Source organism: Streptomyces sp. XH2 (assembly GCF_049725035.1).
GTDB classification, from domain to species: Bacteria; Actinomycetota; Actinomycetes; order Streptomycetales; family Streptomycetaceae; genus Streptomyces; species Streptomyces roseoverticillatus.
Genome location: NZ_JBMMMZ010000013.1, coordinates 321453 through 338820 on the forward strand (window position 1 = coordinate 321453; position 17368 = coordinate 338820).

Sequence of the window (17368 nt, forward strand, 5' to 3'; positions counted from 1 at the left end):
GGAAACGATTCGGCGCTCTGAAGGTCTCCCTTCAGAGCGCCGAATCGTCAGCGGTACTGCCCCGGCCCCTGGGGCCAGCCGGCCCCCCACGCCGGCGGAGGTGCGAACGGCCGAGGCAGTGTCGCCGAAGCCTGGGTCAGGGCCGGTTGGGCTATGTGTTTGCGGGTCCAGAGGTGGTGGAGGAGTTCCTGTTCGCGGGCGGTGAAGTCGGGGCCCGCCGTGCCGTTGTGGGCGCGCTGGCGGAGGAAGGCCAGGGACGTCGCGAACGAGATGTACTCCGCCACCGTGCGGGCCGCCGCCGGGCCGCCGGTGCGCCGGGCCACGTCGCGGGCTATGCCGCGGGCGCGCATCGAGGAGAGGGCGAGGGGCTCGGGCGGGGTGAGCCAGCCGGCGATCTGGTAGGCCGGGAGGAAGGTGCGTATCGTGCGCAGCTCGTTCTGGCGGGACCAGATCGCCAGCCAGGTCAGGACGCCGAAGACGGGCACCATGAAGAGGGCGTAGACCGCGAGGAAGGCCAGGGGCGACAGGCTGGCCGAGCCGTTCCAGACGGAGTGCAGGACCATCGCGGTGAGCAGGCCCGCGAGGGGGACGAGGACGCGGATGACCTTGCGGCGCGGGGCCAGGGTGGCCGCGATGCCGAAGCCGAGGCCCGTCATGGTCGTGAAGAGCGGGTGGGCGAACGGCGACATCAGGACGCGCATGAAGAAGGTGGCCGCCGTGGCCGCCGGCACGCCCTCGTGGCCGAAGCTCTGGTCGGTGGCGAAGGCGTTGCCCAGGTAGAGGATGTTCTCGGTGAACGCGAAGCCCGTGGCGGTGATGCCCGCGATCACCACGCCGTCGACGGTGTTGTTGAAGTCCCGGCGGCGGAAGAGGAACAGCAGGAGGACCGCGGCCGCCTTGCCGGTCTCTTCCACCACGGGCGCGACGAAGGTCGCCCCCCACTTGTCGGCCTCCGGGCGCTGCGCGAGGTCGACGGAGCTCAGCAGCCACTCGGTGGCGTAGCCGTTCGCGATGATGGCCATCAGCGTGGCCGCGCACGCGCCCCACGAGAAGGCGAAGACCAGGTTCTTCCAGGGCTTCGGCTCGACGCGGTCCATCCAGCGGAACGCCGCCACCAGCAGCGGCACGGGCAGGACGGCGAGGCCGAGCCCCACCAGGAACCCCTCGGTGCCGGTCTGCTCCCGCACCAGGGCCAGGATGACCAGGCCGCACAGGGCCAGGAGCAGGATCAGCCCACCGGCGCGCACCGCCTTGTTGTCCCACAGGGCGCGGCGCGGTTTGTAGCGCCAGCCCGCGGGGGCGGGCATCGCGGGAAAGTTCGGCTGCTGACCGGAGGCGGGCACCGGCCCGGCTACCGGCTGCTGGTGGGGTGGGGACTCATGCACCCGATGACCCTAACCAAGGGACGTCGGGGCGGCCTCGTTATTCCGGGGGCCGGTGCTCTCCCCGGCCGCCCCCGGCGTGCGTCAGTGGGCCTTGCGGCGGAACAGCAGGTCGTGGACCACGTGCCCCTTGTCCAGGCCCTGGCCCTCGAACCGCGTCAGCGGGCGGAACTCCGGCCGCGGCGCGAAGCCCCCGTCCGGCTGGGTGTTCTCGAAGTCCGGCGCCGCGGAGAGGACCTCCAGCATCTGCTCCGCGTACGGCTCCCAGTCCGTCGCGCAGTGCAGCAGCGCGCCCGGGGCCATGCGCGTGGCCGCCAGGGCCAGGAACTCCGGCTGGATCAGCCGGCGCTTGTGATGCCGCTTCTTGGGCCACGGGTCCGGGAAGTAGACGCGCAGGCCCGCGAGGGAGTCCGGAGCGAGCATCTCGCGGAGCAGGATGATCGCGTCGCCGTTGGCGACCCGGATGTTGTCCAGGCCGTTCCGCTCGGCCAGGCCGAGGAGGTTGCCCTGGCCGGGGGTGTGCACGTCGCAGGCGAGGATGCCCGTGCCCGGGTCGGCCGCCGCCATCTTGGCCGTGGCCTCGCCCATGCCGAAGCCGATCTCCAGCACGACCGGCAGCTCGGGGTCGCCGAAGAGCTCGCCGAGGTCCAGCTTGCTCAGGCCGTCGATGTCGAGACCCCACTTGGGCCACAGACGGCGCAGGGCCTCGCCCTGGCCGGTCGTGACCCGGCTGCGGCGCGGCTGGAAGGAGCGGATGCGCCGCTCGTGGTGCGAGCCCGCCGGGTCCGGCGCCGGACCGTCGGGGAACATCGGCTCGCGGCGGCGGCCGGGGGCCTGCTGCGCAGGGACCGGCGCCGCGGCAGCGTCGGCGGCCGGAGCGGGGGCTGAGGGGGATGCGTGGTTCTCGGACACAGTTATTCAATTCTACGGGCGCGCGGGAATTGACCATGGGATTCCGGTCTCTGCAGGTCAGAGGGCATCCATCGCCCGCAGGGCCCGCCGCGCCACCTCCCGCCCGATCGGCAGCGAGGCCGTCGCCGCCGGCGAGGGAGCGTTCAGCACGTGCACCATCCGCGGCGACTCGGCGAACAGGAAGTCGTCCACGAGCGTGCCGTCCCGCAGCACCGCCTGCGCCCGCACGCCCGACGGCGCCGGTATCAGGTCCGCCGCCGTCAGCTCCGGCAGCAGCCGGCGCGCCGCCTGCGTGAAGGCGCGCTTGGACAGCGAGCGCCGCACCTCTCCCGCGCCGTACCGCCAGTGGCGGCGGGCGAGCTGCCAGGAGCCGGGCCAGCCCACCGTCCCCGCCAGCTCGCCGGGGCGCACCGTCAGCCGGCCGTAGCCCTCGCGGGCGAGCGCCGGGACCGCGTTCGGCCCCAGGTGGACCGTGCCGTCGATGCCCCGCGTGAGGTGGACGCCCAGGAACGGGAAGGCCGGGTCCGGCACCGGATAGACCAGGCCGCGCACCAGCTCCGTCCGCCCCGGGGCCAGCTCGAAGTACTCCCCGCGGAAGGGGACGATCCGCACGTCGGGGTCGTCGCCCGCGAGCCGCGCGACGCGGTCGCTGTGCAGACCCGCGCAATTGACCAGCGCGCGGGCGCGCAGCACCTCGCCGAGCCCCGTGCGCACCGCGACCGCCGCACCGCGCCGCCCGATCACGCGCGCCTCCGCCCCGTACCGCACGGAGGCCCCCGCATCCTCCGCCAGACGGACCAGGCAGCGCGCCACCGCGCCGTAGTCGCACACGCCCGTCGAGCCGACGTGGATGGCCGCCGTGCCGCGGACGTGCGGCTCGTACTCGGCTATCTGGGCGGGGCCGAGCTCGCGCACCGGCACGCCGTTCTCCCGGCCGCGCTGGACGAGGGCGTGCAGCCTGGGCAGCTCCGCCTGGTCCGTGGCCACGATCAGCTTGCCGCTCACCTCGTGCGGCAGGCCGTGCTCGGCGCAGAACTTCACCATCTCCGCCGCGCCCCGCACCGCGAACCGCGCCTTGAACGACCCCGGGCGGTAGTAGATCCCGCTGTGGATCACTCCGCTGTTGCGCCCGGTCTGGTGCAGCGCGGGGCCCGGCTCCTTCTCCAGCACCACGACGCGCGCACCCGGCCGGGCGCGCGTGATCGCATAGGCCGTCGACAGGCCCACGATGCCCCCGCCGACCACCAGCACATCGCAGTCGTACGCCCTCACCACGTCACCTCCCCGCGCCTGCCGGCACACCCGCGACCGGGCATCCGGGACCCCTCGGCGCCTCACCCACGCCCCCCATCATGACCTGCGCCACTGACATCCGGTCGAAACCCAGGTCATACATCGGACAGGCCCAGGTCAGACTTCGGGCAGGCCGAGGTCAGACTTCGGGCAGGCCGAGGTCAGACTTCGGACAGACCCACGTCGGACGCCGGACGGGAGCACCCGGGTCAGGAAACGATCACGCGCTCACGCCGGAACCCCCGCCGGGACCACCAACAGCACCGGCAGCCGCCCTCACGCCAGCGACACCAGCAGCGGCCGCGCCCTCTCCCGCAGCTCCACCACCCGCGGCTCGTCCCCGTACGGCTCCAGCCGGTGCAGCAGATCGCGCACGTACTCCGTGGTGCGCGCCGAGGAGATCCGGCCCGCGACCTCCACGGCCCGCGTGCCGGCCGCGCAGGCCGCGTCCAGATTGCCGGACTCCAGCTCGGCGACGGCGGACACCACGAGCCGCAGCCCGTGCGAGCGGACGAACTCCTCCGTCGGCCGGGCCAGCGCCTGCTCCGTGAAGCGCTGCACCTGCCGGGGCATGCGCAGGTCGCGGTAGCACTCGGCGGCATCCGCGGCGAACCGCTCGTGGGTGTAGAAGTCGAGCCAGGACGGGTCCGGATCGCCCGCACGGGCCCGCTCCAGCCAGCCCTCGGCGGCCTTCAGCGCGGCACCGCACGCGGGTGCGTCCCCGGCCTTGGCCTGGGCGCGGGCCTCGACCAGGCGGAAGAAGCTCATGGTGCGGGCGGTGGCCAGGCCGCGATTGCGCTCGAGGGCGGCCTGGGCCAGGTCGACGCCCTCGTCGGCGAAGCCGCGGTACGTGGCCTGCAGGCTCATCGAGGCCAGTACGTAGCCGCCCAGGGGCACGTCCGCGGCCGCGCGGGCGAGCCGCAGGGCCTGGATGTAGTACCGCTGCGCGGCCTCCTGCTGGCCGGTGTCGAAGGCCATCCAGCCGGCCAGCCGGGTCAGCTCCGCGGTGGCGCCGAAGAGCGAGCGCCCCACCTCGTCGCTGTACGAACCGAGCAGCAGGGGCGCCGCGTCGACCCGCAGGCACTCGGGGACCATCGACGAACGCCAGTCGCCCCCGCCGTACTTGGAGTCCCAGCGGCGCGCGTCCTCCGCGGCCTCCCGCAGCTTGCTGACGTCACTGTGGCCCACGCGCTGCGGTATGGCGCCGTCCGGGCCGCCCCCGCCCTCGGCCTCACCGGCCGCCGTGTGGGCCTCGCGCGCGACCGAGCTGTCGGCGGGGGTTATCAGCCACCGGGAGGCGGGCGTGGCGTAGGCGCTGACGGAGAAGGATCCGGCCAGGCTCTGCCAGATGCCGCCGCCCCCTCGCCGACCGGCGAGATCCAGCCTGTACAGCTCCGTCGCGGAGCGCACGGCCTGGCCGACATCGCGCGGAAAGGAGAGCCCCACCTCGGGCGCCGGATCCGCGTCCGCGAGGCCGATCTCGTGCAGCGGGACGGGCCGGCCGAGCTTGCCGGCGATCGCCGCGGCGATCAGATGGGGCGCCGCTCCCTGGGGCACCATGCCCTTCGAGACCCAGCGCGCGACGGACGTCTTGTCATAGCGAAGCGTCAATCCGCGCTGCGCACCGAGGTCGTTGACCCTGCGCGCGAGACCGGCGTTGCTGATCCCGGCGAGGGCGAGGACGGTGCCGAGCTTCTCGTTCGGCCCGCGTGGCTCCCTGGACATGCGCACCCCTCGACGACGCGACGCCCGCCCCGGCATAGGCGCGGGGCATTCGTAAACCCAGCGTAGTTCCCCGCATCCCGACCGTTAAGAGGTGGTGTCCCGGATGGCGAGATTCTGGTCCGTGCGGACGTGCACCGAGGGGCACGTGCTCCGGTTGTGTGTGGCTGTGCGCCCGCCGTGCGCTCTGTCCGCGCCATCAAGGGAGCGCTTCCATGGGAGTTGCGTGGGTTGGCCCGCTGCACTGGATCCAGTGGGCTGGGGGAAGCCGCCGCCTCATTCCCCGCGGGCGGCGGACCGGTCCGGGAGGCGGCTGACCGCCTCCCGGACCGTGACGCGTGGGTCGAAGCACCGGGCGAGTGCGCCCCCACGGCCGCACCGCCGCGAGTTTGGCCGGATACCGCCGTCCGGAAGGCGGCCTGCGGCCCACCGGGAACGGGTCCTTGGCGCGCCGCACGCGCGCGTGGGCGTTCCGCGCCTCCGTACGTGACAGCATGGCGGTTGCGTGCGGCGGCTGCGTGCATACGGCTTGACGGCGCGCCACTTCGCCCCGCATTCACGCGAGTTGGGGTGAAAGGCGCGACCGGTGTGTTGCCTCTTTCGTGGTGGTCTCGTTGTGGCAACCGGTGGCCTCCTGTGCATGATGACTGCGGATGGCGGCGCTTGATGGCCGTCCAGCCGGTGTTCGCGGTGCTCGGTCGGTTGTCCACGTCGGTTGTCCACAGCCTGTGGAGGCTTCATGCGCTGGGTGGTGGGGTGGAGCAGCACCACCTCGGGGACCGTGCGACAACGTGCCGCACCCCCCGGCACCTACGGCGGTCACGACCACGACGCCCCGACCGTCCACCCCGTCGGCGCCCAGCTCCTGTGGGGCGACCCCGCCCCCCTGTGGGCCGTCGGCGACTGGCGCCCCGACGAGGTCCGCGTCGTCCGCCTCGACCCCCTCACCCGCCTCGCCGTCCTCGGCCGCTGCGGCGCCGACGACGAGCAACTGCGCACCGGGCTCGTCGCCGCCCGCGGGGGCGCCCTGAGGCACCTCACCGCCTGGCCCGGCAGCTACACCGCCGTCGCCCAAGTCGGCCGCCGCACCACAGTCGTCGGCGACCTGGCCGGCGCCCGGCCCGTCTTCCACACCGCCTGGGCCGGCGGCACCGCCTACGCCACCGCCGCCCTGCCCCTCGCCGACCTCATCGAGGCCCAGCTCGACGTCGGCCACCTCGCCGCCCTCCTCGCCTGCCCCGACTCCCCGGAGGCCCTCGCCGACGGCACGCCCTACAAGGGCGTACGACGCGTGCCGCCCGGGCACGCCCTCGTCCTGCGCGACGGCGCCCGCGACATCACCGGTTACGAGCCGACGGCGTCGCTCGCCGTCTCCGCCGCCCAGCTCCCGCCCGACCAGGCCGTCGAAGGCATAAGGAACGCGCTCGTCGAAGCCGTCCGCACCCGCCTCGCCGCTCCCCGGCACGCCCCCGACCCCGGCCCCGGCGGCCTCGACCCCGGCCCCGTGCCCGGCATGGGCCCCGCCCACCGCCGTGCCGCACGCGGCGGCCCCGCCCCCGGCGTCGGCGCCGACCTCTCCGGAGGCAGCGCCTCAGCCACCCTGGCGCTGCTCGCCGCCGGCCTGCCCGGCCTGCCCGGCACCCCCCTCGGCCACGGCACCGGCGGACGGCTGCTCGCCGTCACCTTCAACGACCTCGTCACCGACGACAGCCGCGTCCGCCAGGCCGAACTCGAACGGGCCCACGCCATCGCCGCCAACCCCCGGCTGCGCCACATCGTCGTCGCCGCGGGCGAGGAAGCCCTGCCCTACGCCGACCTCGCCGGCGGCCCCCTGACCGACGAACCGGGCCCCTCCCTCGTCACCGCCGAACGCCACCGGCACCGGCTCGCCGCGGGCGGCGCGGACCACCTGGTCGGACACGGCGCCCGCCAGGTCCTCGACGCCCACCCGGCCCGCCTCGCCGACCTCCTGATGGACCGCCGCCGACGCCACCTCCTGCGCCCCGTCTCGGCGCTCGCCCGCGCCGACAGGACCTCCGCGCAGGCCCTCGTCATCCCCTTCACCGTCTACCGGGCGGCCCGCCGGCTGGCCCGCACGTCCTACCGGGAAGGCCTCGAAGCGGCCGCCGGGCAGCTACGGGCCACGGCCTTCCCCGTCGTGGACGACACCCCGGGCGCGGCCGTCCCCGCCGGCATGGGCGGGGCCGTCGACGCCTCCCTCGCCGCCCTCACCTGGTGCCGCCCCGGGCCCGCCGCACGCTGGCTCACGGGTGAGGCTCTGGCCGAAGTATCGGTTCGTCTGCAGGCCGCGGCCGTGCGCCCCCAAGGCCTCGCACAACGCCCCGGAGAGCGCCGCGCGGCCGCCGCCCTCGCCCGGCACGCCGCCGACCACCGCATCCTCGAACAGGCCGCCGAGGTCCGCAGCCAGCGCCTCCACGCCCCCTTCCTCGACAACGAGGTCGTACGGGCCTGCCGCGCCCTCCCCGAGGCGCTCCGGGTACAGCCGGGAGCGCGCGCCGCGGTCCTGCGCGCCGTCCTCGCCGGAGCGGGCGTGCGCGATCTGCCCCCGGGCTGGGGCGCCACCTCGCACGCGGCGCACGCGGCAGCCGTACGGGCGGGGCTGCGGGCCTCCGCCGGCCCGCTGCTGGAGCTCTTCGAGACCCCGCTGCTCGCCGACGCCGGTCTCGTGGAGGCCCGCGTCGTCCGGGCGGCGCTGCACGGGGCCGCGAACGGCCGGGCGCTGCCCCTGGACGGCCTCGCGGAGCTCGTCTCCACCGAGGTGTGGCTGCGGCGCCTGCTGGCCCGGCGCGGGACGTGCTGGACCGGCTCGGCGGCACCGCGCCAGCGGGCGGTGGCGGGAGGGGTGGCGCCGGGCCCGGTGGTGTGAGGGAGCGCCTCGGGCCTCCCGGAGAGAAGCCTCGGGGCTCCTACCCGCAGGAGATCCACGAGCGCGCCCAGTCCGACACCGCGGTCCACCCCATGCCGCGCTGCGGCTGCACCGACAGCCGGATCGTGCGGTGGCCGGAGAGCGGCACGTACACCGGCACCGCCGGCTCCCCGCCCCGCACCACACCGGAGCGCCACAGAGGCACTCCGTCGCCGTAGACGGAGAACTGCGCGGCACCGAGCCCCATCGACATGTCGTCGACGCCCACGAGGGCGCTGAAGGCCGTACAGGGCCGGTTCAGCTCGATGGTCACGGCCGAGGGCGCGTGCACGCTCACGCCGTTCCCGTACGTGATGCCGCCGATCCGGAGGCCGTACCGCTGCCACAGCCAGCTGTGCGCGCCCAACCGCACCTCCGGCCTCGTACCGTCGCCGGCGCCTGCGTACGCCAGCTGGTTGAGCTGGTAGACGGCCGGCGGCCGGGGCGGGGGCGACGGGGTGGGCGAAGGCGACGGCGACGGGGAGGGGGACGGCGAGGGCGCAGGCCGGTGGACGGGCGGCGCGGGAGGCGGCGACGGCTTCGGCCGCGGCTCGGGCAGTGCGGCGCGGACCGGGACCACGGGTCCCGCGTCGGCGGAACGGGTCGGCACCGCGACGGGCGCCTTCGCCCTGGGCGTCGGCACCGAGGGCACCGGCGTGGGCGTCGGAGACGGGCCGGGGGAGTGGCTCCGCTGCGGCACGGGCGTCGGCCGGGGCGTCGCCACGGGCGCCACCGGGGCCTTGGGGGCCTCGGCCTGCGGCGTCCGGTCCGGCGCGGACGAGAGCCCGATCAGGGCGTACGCGGCGGCAGCCCCGGCCGCGGCCACCATGCCGCCGATGACGGCGATCTTCGCGGGCGCCCCCAGGCCATGGCTCGCAGCAGCACTGCCGGAGCCCCCGGCGCCCCCGCCGGACGCACCGGCCCCGGAGCTCGCCCCCGCCCCCGTACCACCGGCCCCAACAGCCCCACCGCTCGCAGCAGCTACCCCCGCCCCCGCAGCCGTACCGGCTCCGGCCGCCCCCGCCGCCAGGCCCGCGGCCGCCTTGGCCGAGAACCCGGCCGCGAACCAGCCGATGACCGCCACCGGCAGCAGCGCCCGCAGCCGCTCATTGACATCCGCGACCTCCAGCGCCGCCGTACGGCACCGCGCACAGCTCTCCAGGTGCCGGCGCAGGCCCCGCTCGGCCCGCAGCCGCAGCCCGCCCCGGGCGTACGCGCCGAGCCGGTCCGCATAGCGCGCGCAGTCACCGCCGCTCGTCAGCGCCGAGCTCACATGAGCCTGCAGATACGCCTGTTTGAGGCCCTCGCGCGCCCGGTGCGCCAGCACCGCCGTCGCATTGGCCGTCAGCCCCAGCAGCGGCGCGACCTCGCTCGGCGACTCCTCCTCGACCGTGGTGTGCCACAGCACCGTCTGCCACCGCGGCGGCAGGCTGCGGAACGCCTTCACGGCCAGGGAGTGCTCGGCCTCCTGCATGGCCAGCACATCCGCGCCCAGGCCGAGCGTCTCACCGTCCCCCGAACCGGCCGGCAGCCGCTCGGCCGACGAGGCGAACTCCGCGAAGTCCTCGACGAGCTGCTCCCGCTTGGCGCTCTTCCCCCACGAGGCCGCGACCCGCCGCACCGTGGTGAGCAGATAGGCGCGCACCGACGACTCCGGACCCGCGCCGCTCCGCACCGCCTGAAGGGTGCTCGCGAAGACCTCGTTGGTCAGGTCATCCGCGGTGTGGTTGTCGCGGCAGCAGCTCCGGGCGTAGCGGCGGACCGCGGGGGCGTGACGGCGGTAGAGCTCCTCGTACGCATCGCTCTCGCCGGCTCGCATCCGGGCCACCAGCTGGATGTCCGTGAGGGGCGCGTCCGCGGCGGCATCCGTCCTGCGGTGCTTGCGCCGACGCTGCCCCGGCACCACGGGCGTGGTGGGACGCCCCTCACCGGAGGGCAGAGGCGAGGACGGTCTGTCCGCGTTCTCGCTCCCGCTCGGTTCTTCCTGCCCGTCAACACCCATAGCGCAGGCCCCTGTACATGCCGGTACACCCGAACACCGGGACAGCGTGGCACAGCAGCGGCCGTCACCAGCGCGCGCTGGGCAGCAACCACTCGTCCGGGGCGACTTCTGTCGCATGACGCACTGGGTGTCACCCGAACGGGGAAGGAGTTCCGGATGCGCCCGGACGGCCTGCAGAACCGCACCGGGCGCGCCCGCCGAAGAAACGAGCTATGGGAAGCCCGAGCCCGCCAAAAACGAGCTGTGGGAAGCGAGCCGCGTGAGTGCGCTGCCGGCAGCGCACTCACGCAAGTGCCTCCGCGGGTGCGCTGCCGAAGCGAGCCCCGGCAACGCACCCCGGGACGCCTACTCGGACGGCCGCGACCGCAGGCCCTCCAGCAGGATGTCCAGCAGCCGCGAGGACGCCGCCGCCTGCTGCACCGCATCCGGCAGCGACGGCGCGGCCGTCGCTATCACCAGCAGCACATCGGCCACCGTCACGTCCGGCCGCAGCTGGCCCGCCGCCCGCGCCCGCTCCACGAGCCGCCCGACGACCTCCAGCAGCGCCGCGGCGCCCGCGTCGTGCCGCTCGACGGCCGGGGCCGGCCGCTGCTCGACCAGCCGCAGCTCGTGCAGCTGACCGCCCGTGACGCCCGGCTGCCGCTGCTGCGGCACGCGCGCCTCGATCTCCTCCGCTTCCACGTCGACGCCGACCCGCAGCACCTGCGGCGGCAGCAGCCGGCCCGCGCCGGACGCCACCGACGTGCGCAGGAAGCGCGAGAGCGCCGACCACGGCTCGTCCTCCTGCCCGAGCGCCGTGCGCGCCTGCTCGGTGAGCCGGGCGGTCTCCTCCTCGGCTATCCGCCGGACGAGGACGTCCTTGCTGGGGAAGCGGCGGTAGACCGTCCCCACGCCGACGCGGGCGCGACGCGCCACGTCCTCCATCGGCGCGCCGTAGCCCAGCTCGCCGAAGACCTCGCGGGCCGCACGCAGTACGTGCTCGAGATTGCGCTGGGCGTCCACGCGCAACGGCGTGCTGCGGCCACCGCCCGCCTCTGACGGCGCGACAGCGGTCGACCAATGAGAGCCCTGCATATGCATATGTGTTCCCCCGGTTATGACGTCTCCCCCCGGAGACTCCCCGCCCTGACTGCCGGGGCACGTCTCTGACACCCCGACGGAGTACGAACATAGTTGAGCCCAGGTCAAGAAAGAAGGGGTAGTTCCGCACCGGGCATCCCCGATTGGAGTACATCCCCCCTCCGCACCGATTCTGCACCACCCCACAACCCCACCGCATCCACCCTGACCTGCGCACCTGTCTCTCGAACCGGTGCGCCCCCCGTGGAGGGATCAGCTCCGCAGCCGGTCATACATTTCGCGCGGCCTGTGGACAAACTCCGGCCGGGGGTGCGTCATGGGGAAGGAGCTGTGCTCGCGGACCTCGACGACTGAGGAGTGGCCTTGGCGAAGGAACCGGCGCGCATTCTGGTGGTCGGCGGCGGCTACGTCGGGATGTACACCGCCCTGCGCCTGCAGCGGAAGCTCAGGCGCGGCGAGGCGACCGTCATCGTGATCGACCCCGAGCCGTACATGACGTACCAGCCCTTCCTCCCCGAGGCAGCGGCCGGCTCCATCTCGCCCCGCCACGTCGTCGTCCCCCTGCGCCGCACGCTCGACAAGTGCCAGGTCGTCATCGGCGAGGTCAGGTCCATCGACCACGCCAAACGCGTCGCCGCCATCAGCACCCTCGCCACGCACGAGGAGGGCACCGGCGCCATCCAGATCCGCTACGACGAACTGGTCCTCGCACCCGGCTCCGTCTCGCGCGCGCTGCCCGTCCCCGGCCTCGCCGAGTACGGCATCGGCTTCAAGACCGTCGAGGAAGCCATCGGCCTGCGCAACCACGTGCTCGAACAGATGGACATCGCCTCCTCCACCCGCGACCCCGCCGTCCGCGACGCGGCCCTGACCTTCGTCTTCGTCGGCGGCGGCTACGCGGGCGTGGAGGCCCTCGCCGAACTCGAGGACATGGCCCGCTACGCCGCCCGGTACTACCACAACCTCGAACCCGAGGACCTGCGGTTCGTCCTCGTCGAGGCCACCGGCCGGATCCTGCCCGAAGTGGGCGAGGAGATGGGCCGCTACGCACTGCGCGAGCTGCGCGGGCGCAACATCGACGTCCGCCTGGACACCCGCCTCGACTCCTGCGCGGACCGCATCGCCGTCCTCAGCGACGGCTCACGCTTCCCCACGCGAACCCTCGTCTGGACCGCGGGAGTCAAGGCCCACCCGGTGCTCGCCGCCACCGACCTCCCCCTCAACGGCCGCGGCCGCCTCAAGTGCACGGCGGCCCTCACCGTGGACGGCGTCGAACACGCCTGGGGCGCGGGCGACGCGGCGGCCGTCCCCGACCTCACCTCGGACGACCCCGACGCCGTGTGCGCGCCCAACGCCCAGCACGCCGTCCGCCAGGCCAAGGTCCTCGCCCACAACGTGCTCGCCTCCCTGCGGGGCAAGCCCCTCACGGAGTACCGGCACAAGTACGTCGGCTCCGTGGCCTCCCTGGGCCTCCACAAGGGCGTCGCGTACCTCTACGGCAGGAAGCTCAAGGGCTACCCCGCCTGGTTCATGCACCGCGTCTACCACCTCAGCCGGATCCCCACCTTCAACCGCAAGGCCCGCGTCCTCGCCGAGTGGACCCTCACCGGCCTCTTCAAACGCGAGATCGTCTCCCTCGGCTCGCTCGAAAACCCCCGGGCCGAATTCGAACTCGCCGCAGACACGGGACGTCACCCGGAAGCGAGTTGAAGCAGGTCATGGGCCCTGTGGCGGAGCCGGGAACTCCCCCGGAGAGGCCGACGTCTGACGGATGTCAGTCCGGTCGGCCACACTGGTCGTGTGACCATGGGTGGGCTCGTACCTGCGAAGAGTAACAATTACGAGGATTCGGACGTTTGCTGCATTCCCCCGGGGGCAGTCCCCCGCACCGCCAACCGCGGCCCCGCGCCGGGCACGCGGATCGGCCACGCCACGTCGCCGAGCTGGTCCGGAACGACTCCGCGAGGTAATCCTCTGTGAACTTCACCCGCTGGAGCGCCCGGCTCCCCGGCACACAGCGCCGAGCCGCGGCGCGCGCCGACCGCAAGGACCGCACCGCCGCCCCCGCACCGCCCGCGGCCGGCGGCTCCGTGCCCGCCGCCCGCGCCGAGGCCGGCCCACCCGCGGCCCCCGCACCGGACGGCCCCGTCCCCACCCTCGACGGCCTCTCCGTCCACGACACGCTCGGCAAGGTCCCGGCCCTCGTCGCCGTCGTCTACGGCCCCGAGCACCGCATCGCCTACGTCAACGACGCCTACGCCGCCCTCTTCGGCCCCCGCGCCCCCGGCGCCTCCGCCCGCGAAGCCCTCCCCGAGCTCGCCGAGCTCGGCCTGCTCCCCCTCATGGACCAGGTCCTGCGCAGCCGCCGGCCCCGTACGGTCAAGTCCCGCCGCGTCACCGCGGACATCAACGCCGCGACGAACATCGCCGCCCCCCGCCCCGCCCCACCCGCCCCGGGCGACAGCACCCCCGTGGCCGACGTCCCCCACCAAGCACCCGCCCCGGCCGCCGCCGACGCCGAAAGCCGCCCCCGCAGCGGCTACTACACGTTCACCTGCTCCCCGATCGAAGTGGGGGCCACCGAGGCCAAGCAGCCCGGCGTCCTCGTCTTCGCCGCGGACGTCACCGACCAGGTCGAGGCCGCCGAGCGGCTGCGCGCCAGCGAGCGCCGCCAGCGCGAAGCCGCCGTCACCCTCCAGCGCAGCCTCCTCCCTCAGGAGCTCGAACAGCCCGACGACCTGCGCGTCGCCGCCACCTACCAGCCCGGCGGAAAGGACACCGCCGTAGGCGGTGACTGGTACGACGTCATCACCCTCGGCGCCGGCCGCACCGCCCTCGTCATCGGCGACGTCATGGGCCGCGGAGTGCGCGCCGCCGCCGTCATGGGCCAGCTCCGCACCGCCGTACGCGCCTACGCCCGCCTCGACCTGCCGCCCCACGAGGTCCTCCAGCTCCTCGACGGCCTCGCCGGCGAGATCGACGCCACCCAGATCGCCACCTGCATCTACGCCGTCCACGACCCCAACGAGGGCCGCCTGGTCTACGCCTCCGCCGGCCACCTGCCGATCCTCGTCCGCGACCCCGACGGCACGGTCCGCCGCGCCGCCGAACCCACCGGCCCGCCCCTCGGCACCGGCGGCTGGATGCACACCTCCGGCACCATGCCGCTGGGCCCCGGCTCCAGCGCCGTGCTCTACACGGACGGCCTCGTCGAGCGCCGCACCGAGGACATCGACGAAGGCGTCGCCGCCCTGGAGCGCGCCTTCGCCGGCGCCACGGGATCACCCCAGGTCATGTGCGACCGCCTGATCCGCGCCCTCGGCGTGACCGCAGACCACGACGACGACGTCGCCGTCCTCGTCCTCCAGCACCCCGCGCGCACCGGCCACGACGCCGAGCTCTTCCACAACGCCGCCCTGGAGCTCCTCGGCGGCATCGAGGCCGCACCCCGGGCCCGTGCCTTCGCCTCGGGCGTCCTCGTCAGCTGGCGCTTCCCGACCGAGCTGCGGGACCTGGGCGTCCTCGCCGCGAGCGAGCTCGTCGCCAACTCCCTCCAGCACGGCACACCACCCATGCGGCTGCGCCTGCGCCGCACCGACCGCCGGCTGATCATCGAGGTCACCGACGGCGACGACCACCTCCCACGGCGCCGCCGCGCCGAGCCGGCGGACGAGGCGGGGCGCGGCATCTCGATCATCGCCACGATCGCCTCGTCCTGGGGCTCACGGCGCACGCCCGGCGGCGGGAAGGCCGTCTGGTGCGAGTTCGCCTTGCCGGCGGGGCACGGGTGACGAAAGAGAGGGAGGGCGCCTAGGGCGCCCTCCCTCTCCTCTTATATGCGTACGTACATCAGACGTGGACGGCTGTGCGCTTCTCCGCCGGGCGACGCTGTGCCCGCGCCACCAGAGGGTTGTCCTGCGCCGGGGTGAGCCGGCGGCCCAGCCGCAGTGCCAGCGTGGTGATGAGCAGGGAGCACGCGATCACCATGGCGATGTACGCCACGTACAGGCCGCCACCGGCCATCAGACCGCCCACGGCCGGCCCGATCGCCAGCGCGAGCTGCTTCACGAGCGCGAACGCCGAGTTGTACTGACCGACCAGCCGGGCCGGTGCCAGGTCCGCCACCAGCGGCGCCACCGTCGGCGACAGCATCGACTCGCCGATGCCGAAGAGCGCGTACGTGGAGATCAGCAGCGCGGTCGCCACCCCGTGCGCCCCCGGAACGAGCCCCGAGACCCCCGCGGCCACCCACGCAACGGTCCAGATGACACCCACGAGCGCCATGACCCGGCTGCGCCGGTGCCCCTCGACCAGCTTGAGGACGACGAACTGCGCCAGCACGATCGCCGCGGTGTTGGCGGCGAGCGCGATGCCGAGCGTCGCCGGCGAGATGCGGGTGACCTCGACCGCGAACGCCGCCAGACCCGACTCGAACTGTCCGTAGCAGGCGAAGAACATCACGAAGCCCAGGACGCACAGCTGCACCATGGCCCGGTCACCCAGCAGCGTCCGCCAGCCGCCCTTGGCGCCCTCGTCCGTCGGGACCGCGTCGTCGACCCTGGGCGCCTTCGGCAGCCGCACGGTCGTCACGGCGACACCCAGCACCAGGAACATCGCCGCCTCGATCGCGAAGAGCCGCACGAAGCTGCCCGGGTCCGAGGTGTCCACGAGCTGCCCGCCGAGCAGCCCGCCGACGCCGAGGCCGAGGTTGTTCAGGAAGAACTGCATCGCGAACGCACGCGACCGGGTCGTCGGCGTCGAGCACCAGACGATCATCGTGGCGAGCGTCGGCTGGATCACCGCGATACCGGCACCCAGCGCTGCGGCAGCGGCGAAGACCAGCGACTCGGTGGACGCCAGCCCCATGCCCATCGACCCGACGGCGGCGGAGACCGTACCGGCGACGGCAACAGGCAGCGGACCCCGCCGGTCGATGACCCGGCCGACGAAGGGGAGCACGACCAGTGCGGACACGGCGAACGTCATGAGCACCAGGCCCGCGGTGCTCGCTCCGAGATCCCGTACCTGAGACACATAGATGAACAGGAACGGGACGGTGAAGCCGTTGCCGAACGCGCTCAGGGCGTTCCCCAGCTGGATCCGGCGCAGAGCTGCGCCCATCGCGGTGGTCACACTCACCTTCCTAGGTCGAGGTTGAGAGGCGGGACTGTCGAGGTCTGAAGACTTCAACAGTAAAGTTCGAAGCTAAAGAGTACATGTCGAAGGGCTTTAGCGCGAATCAGTTCATGTCATACTGCCGGGCATGGCTGACACCCCCGGCGCCTCCGAGCCGAGCCTCGACGAACAGATCGCCGCCTATCAGCGCGAGTTCCAGGACCTCGACCCCCAGGTGGAGAAGGTCGTATCGGCGCTCAGCCGCCTCAACCGGCGGATGAACGTCGCCTACGGACGCCAGACCGCCGAGCTCGGCATCAGCAACGCCGAGTGGGAGGTCCTCAAGGCCCTGGTGCTGGCCGGCGCCCCGTACCGGCTGGGCCCCGGCGACCTCGCCAAGCGGCTCGGCCTCACCCCCGCCGCCATGACCCACCGCATCGACCGCATGGTCGCGGAGGGCCTGGTGACCCGGGAGCGCGACGAGAGCAACCGTGTCCGCGTCATCGTCGGCATCACGGAAGAAGGCCGGAGCAAGTGGCTGGAGGCCATGCGGATGGCCACGGTCTTCGAAGAGGACCTGCTCCAGGACCTCTCGGGCGAGGAGCGCGGCCGGCTCGGCGAGATGCTGACCCGCCTGCTGCGCCGGGTGGAGGACGCCCAGCCGGACGCCGGCGGACGGCTGAGCGACCTCGACTGAGCCCCGCCGGGGAGCCCGACGGAGGGGGCCCAACGGCCAGTTGACACTCCTCTGACGGATGGGTAGTGTTCTCCGAGTTGTCACGGAGCCATGACGGTTCTGAGACAGCCACTCGAGCCGCACCGGCGGCACTCACCACTGCACGGCCCCTGAACGGGATGAATTTCGGCATGCCGGAATTCGGATCGGGAAGGCCCCAGGCTCCGATTAGGAGCCGCCGGGGAAATCCGCTAAAGTAG

At 73.8% G+C, this 17368-nt stretch carries 11 protein-coding genes; 4 read left to right on the forward strand and 7 right to left on the reverse strand.

All coding sequences use genetic code 11. The features are described 5' to 3' along the window. Window positions 1-47: 47 nt before the first annotated feature. The 4 genes from ACOTKD_RS27070 to ACOTKD_RS27085 form a co-directional block, all read right to left on the reverse strand. The gene (locus ACOTKD_RS27070; RefSeq protein ID WP_424891575.1) at window positions 48-1385 is read right to left on the reverse strand and encodes a PrsW family intramembrane metalloprotease; all 1338 of its coding nucleotides are present in this window, start codon (window positions 1383-1385) and stop codon (window positions 48-50) included. A gap of 81 nt (window positions 1386-1466) precedes the next feature. Further along, window positions 1467-2294 (reverse strand): tRNA (guanosine(46)-N7)-methyltransferase TrmB, encoded by an 828-nt coding sequence (trmB, locus tag ACOTKD_RS27075; protein ID WP_424891576.1) that lies wholly within the window; start codon window positions 2292-2294, stop codon window positions 1467-1469. A gap of 57 nt (window positions 2295-2351) precedes the next feature. Further along, on the reverse strand, window positions 2352-3566 hold the full coding sequence (lhgO, locus tag ACOTKD_RS27080) for an L-2-hydroxyglutarate oxidase (protein WP_424891599.1): 1215 nt from the start codon (window positions 3564-3566) through the stop codon (window positions 2352-2354). A gap of 297 nt (window positions 3567-3863) precedes the next feature. Further along, window positions 3864-5312: an MFS transporter gene (locus ACOTKD_RS27085; RefSeq protein WP_424891577.1), complete on the reverse strand. Its 1449-nt coding sequence runs from the start codon at window positions 5310-5312 to the stop codon at window positions 3864-3866. A 736-nt stretch (window positions 5313-6048) separates the two neighbouring features. On the opposite strand from ACOTKD_RS27085, the gene ACOTKD_RS27090 reads away from it, so the two are divergent. Continuing rightward, window positions 6049-8196 (forward strand): asparagine synthase-related protein, encoded by a 2148-nt coding sequence (locus tag ACOTKD_RS27090; RefSeq protein ID WP_424891578.1) that lies wholly within the window; start codon window positions 6049-6051, stop codon window positions 8194-8196. A gap of 40 nt (window positions 8197-8236) precedes the next feature. Here the strand turns inward: ACOTKD_RS27090 and ACOTKD_RS27095 are convergent, their stop codons facing one another. Further along, a complete protein-coding gene (locus tag ACOTKD_RS27095; RefSeq protein ID WP_424891579.1) occupies window positions 8237-10237 on the reverse strand; it encodes a sigma-70 family RNA polymerase sigma factor in 2001 nt (666 codons plus the stop codon). Window positions 10238-10582: 345 nt separating this feature from the next. Continuing rightward, window positions 10583-11317: a TetR/AcrR family transcriptional regulator gene (locus tag ACOTKD_RS27100; protein ID WP_424891580.1), complete on the reverse strand. Its 735-nt coding sequence runs from the start codon at window positions 11315-11317 to the stop codon at window positions 10583-10585. 414 nt (window positions 11318-11731) lie between these two features. On the opposite strand from ACOTKD_RS27100, the gene ACOTKD_RS27105 reads away from it, so the two are divergent. Next, a complete protein-coding gene (locus tag ACOTKD_RS27105; RefSeq protein WP_424891600.1) occupies window positions 11732-13027 on the forward strand; it encodes an NAD(P)/FAD-dependent oxidoreductase in 1296 nt (431 codons plus the stop codon). A 266-nt stretch (window positions 13028-13293) separates the two neighbouring features. After that, the gene (locus tag ACOTKD_RS27110) at window positions 13294-15108 is read left to right on the forward strand and encodes an ATP-binding SpoIIE family protein phosphatase (RefSeq protein WP_424891581.1); all 1815 of its coding nucleotides are present in this window, start codon (window positions 13294-13296) and stop codon (window positions 15106-15108) included. Between the two features lie 58 nt (window positions 15109-15166). Here the strand turns inward: ACOTKD_RS27110 and ACOTKD_RS27115 are convergent, their stop codons facing one another. Continuing rightward, complete coding sequence (locus ACOTKD_RS27115) at window positions 15167-16450, reverse strand: MFS transporter (RefSeq protein WP_424891582.1); 1284 nt, start codon at window positions 16448-16450, stop codon at window positions 15167-15169. Window positions 16451-16580: 130 nt separating this feature from the next. Between ACOTKD_RS27115 and ACOTKD_RS27120 the strand changes: the two genes are divergently transcribed. Then, complete coding sequence (locus ACOTKD_RS27120) at window positions 16581-17129, forward strand: MarR family winged helix-turn-helix transcriptional regulator (protein WP_030367087.1); 549 nt, start codon at window positions 16581-16583, stop codon at window positions 17127-17129. Window positions 17130-17368: the final 239 nt, after the last annotated feature.

Excerpts from the sequence above, each read along its gene's own strand:
- ACOTKD_RS27085 (WP_424891577.1), bottom strand. The coding sequence starts at position 5,312 with ATGTCCAGGGAGCCACGCGGGCCGAACGAGAAGCTCGGCACCGTCCTC.
- ACOTKD_RS27090 (WP_424891578.1), top strand. The coding sequence starts at position 6,049 with ATGCGCTGGGTGGTGGGGTGGAGCAGCACCACCTCGGGGACCGTGCGA.
- ACOTKD_RS27095 (WP_424891579.1), bottom strand. The coding sequence starts at position 10,237 with ATGGGTGTTGACGGGCAGGAAGAACCGAGCGGGAGCGAGAACGCGGAC.
- ACOTKD_RS27100 (WP_424891580.1), bottom strand. The coding sequence starts at position 11,317 with ATGCATATGCAGGGCTCTCATTGGTCGACCGCTGTCGCGCCGTCAGAG.
- ACOTKD_RS27105 (WP_424891600.1), top strand. The coding sequence starts at position 11,732 with ATGTACACCGCCCTGCGCCTGCAGCGGAAGCTCAGGCGCGGCGAGGCG.
- ACOTKD_RS27120 (WP_030367087.1), top strand. The coding sequence starts at position 16,581 with ATGGCTGACACCCCCGGCGCCTCCGAGCCGAGCCTCGACGAACAGATC.